This window comes from Longimicrobiaceae bacterium (assembly GCA_035696245.1).
Lineage (GTDB): Bacteria > Gemmatimonadota > Gemmatimonadetes > Longimicrobiales > Longimicrobiaceae > DASRQW01.
On the sequence record DASRQW010000289.1, the window covers coordinates 1 to 1860 of the forward strand.

3 protein-coding genes are annotated in these 1860 nt (G+C 69.2%); 1 reads left to right on the forward strand and 2 read right to left on the reverse strand.

From position 1 onward, the window contains the following. Together VFE05_13390 and VFE05_13395 are read right to left on the reverse strand one after the other, a co-directional pair. The coding region (locus VFE05_13390; GenBank protein HET6231061.1) for a hypothetical protein at positions 1-249 on the reverse strand (249 nt) is incomplete at its 3' end. After that, positions 246-1052, reverse strand: a complete 807-nt coding sequence (locus VFE05_13395) for an ABC transporter permease (GenBank protein ID HET6231062.1) — start codon at positions 1050-1052, stop codon at positions 246-248. The genes VFE05_13395 and VFE05_13390, both read right to left, overlap by 4 nt. Positions 1053-1266: 214 nt before the next feature. On the opposite strand from VFE05_13395, the gene VFE05_13400 reads away from it, so the two are divergent. Beyond that, complete coding sequence (locus VFE05_13400) at positions 1267-1833, forward strand: hypothetical protein (protein HET6231063.1); 567 nt, start codon at positions 1267-1269, stop codon at positions 1831-1833. Positions 1834-1860 lie beyond the last annotated feature (27 nt).

Consider the following 1860-nt stretch of genomic DNA (forward strand, 5'->3'; position numbering starts at 1 on the left):
GCCTTGCGCGCGCGTGAAGTAGGCGCCCTCGATGCCGCACTGCAGGCCGACGATGAAGACCAGGCCCCAGATGACGAGCGTCGAGCCGAGGATGAGCACGCCGCACTGGCGCAGCGTCTCCCCGAAGAAGTGCAGCACGCGGCCGCTGTAGACCTGCCCGAGGATCTTGCCGCTGAACTTCGCGATCTCGCCGAAGGACGAGATCCACTCGCGCGGGAGGGCGAACCAGCCGGGCGGGCGGGACATCATCTGATCACCGTGATCTCGGGATGGGTGGCCAGGAGCGTCTGGGTGAACACGTAGTTGAAGGCGAATACGCCCAGGAACGTGATCACCACCGCCTGGTTGACGGCCTTGCCCACGCCCTCCGCCCCGCCGGAGGCGGTCATCCCCTTGTAACAACAGACGATCGCGGTGATCGCCCCGAACATCGTGCATTTCAGCAACGAGCCCCAGAGGTCCGTGGTCGAGGCGTTCGTGAAGAACGTCGCCCAGAACGGACCGAGCGGCGCGCCGTTGACCAACGTGGCGATCAGGCCGCCGGTGATGCCGAAGATGATCGCGAAGATGTCGAAGAGGCCGGTGACGAGCATCAGGGCCAGGAAGCGCGGGACGACGAGGTTCTTGACGGGGTCGACGCCCAGCACCTGCAGCGCGTCGAGCTCCTCGCGGATCTTGCGCGCGCCCAGGTCGGCGGTGATGGCCGTGCCCGCGACGCCCGCGACGATGATCGCGCAGACGAACGGCGCAAACTCGCGGATGATCGCCAGGACGAAGAAGCCGCCGAGGCGGTCCAGCGCGCCGAAGAGGATCAGGAAGTTCGCGGCCTGCAGGCCCGGCGCGCCGTAGGAGACGGCGACCGTCGAGATCAGCAGCGGCAGCCAGCACAACCGCAGGGCGAAGAGGAACTGACCGACGAACTCGGAGCCGTACGGGTACGGCGGACGGAGGGCAGACACCATCGTCTTCCCCGTCAAGATCATCATGTCGCCCACTTCTTCGAGCAGGCTCTTCGCCGGGGCGAATGCCCGGTCGGCAACGCTGCTGACCACGCGGTCTCGGACCTCTCCTCGTGCAACCCTCCGGGGGCACCTGCGACCCGCAGGCTTCCCGCCGGCGGCCAGTCTATGTGACCGCTGCGAGCGCTGCCAAACGGGAACCGTCCCGCCAGAAGTTCAACCTGCGACCCGTGGCACCTCCCTCTGGTACGGTCCGCGCGGAGTGGGAGGGTCGAGGAGAACCTGGCTGGCGACGAGCGCCGTTGCGGTGACCGCAGCGGGCGTCCTGGCGGGCTGCGGCGGCGGTGAGCGCCAGGATGCGAACGAGCCCTCGGGCACGTTCAAGGTCGAGGTGACCAAGGCGTCCTTCCCCAAGCGCCAGCGGCTGTCGGACTCGGCCGTGATGCGCATCGTGGTTCGCAACGCGGACACGCGCGCGATCCCGAACGTCGCGGTGTCGGTCCTGTCGGACGGCCCCAAGGGCGGCGGCGGCTTCGCCACGCGCGCCGAGGGCGGCGACCTCTCCGATCCCACGCGCCAGCTGTGGATCGTCGACCGCGCGCCGCGCGGCGGCGACACCGCCTACGTCAGCACCTGGGCGCTGGGCCGCCTGGCGGCCGGCCGGTCGCGCACCTTCGAGTGGCGCGTCACCCCCATCGTCGCCGGCTCGCACACGCTGCGCTACCGCGTCGCAGCCGGGCTCAACGGCAAGGCCCGTGCCCAGACCGAGGGCGGCCGCGAGGCCAGCGGCACCTTCCAGGTCAACGTCTCCAGCAAGCCGCCGGCGGTGACGGTGGACCCGGAGACGGGCGACGTGGTGAATTCCACTTCCTAGAGGGAAGCGGAATCCACTGCGGAGAAT